Origin of the sequence: Alkalihalophilus lindianensis (assembly GCF_032843265.1) — a bacterium.
Classification (GTDB): domain Bacteria; phylum Bacillota; class Bacilli; order Bacillales; family Bacillaceae_D; genus Alkalihalophilus; species Alkalihalophilus lindianensis.
The window spans coordinates 1-251 of the sequence record NZ_JAWJBA010000733.1 but is presented as its reverse complement, the minus strand read 5'-3'; the positions used below and the strand labels follow the sequence as shown (position 1 = coordinate 251).

The window sequence follows — 251 nt, the reverse complement described above, 5'->3', positions numbered from 1 at the left end:
ACGCAGGCCCCCGATGACGCCAATTCCGCCTCGTCGACGCCAGGTGCCGCGCCGACCTCGGGCTCCGTTGCAACCGACGGAGCTACTGCAACAGGTCGACGTGGATTGTACCAAGCCGCGATCGACGCGGCCTTGGCCGTTCCGCCAAACGAACGTGTCGCCAAGCTCTTCGAAGGCGTCCTCATTGTGCGAGGCAAAGCTGCGTAATTATTGAGAATGCCTTTTCGGCGATTTTTTAGCGGGAATCGTTT

The 251-nt window shown here is 59.8% G+C and carries 1 protein-coding gene; it reads left to right on the top strand.

Features of this window, described 5'->3' with window-relative positions; genetic code table 11:
- A partial coding sequence (locus RYX56_RS26740; RefSeq protein ID WP_317124352.1) for a hypothetical protein occupies positions 1–207 on the top strand: 207 nt, incomplete at its 5' end.
- Between the last annotated feature and the right edge of the window lie 44 nt (positions 208–251).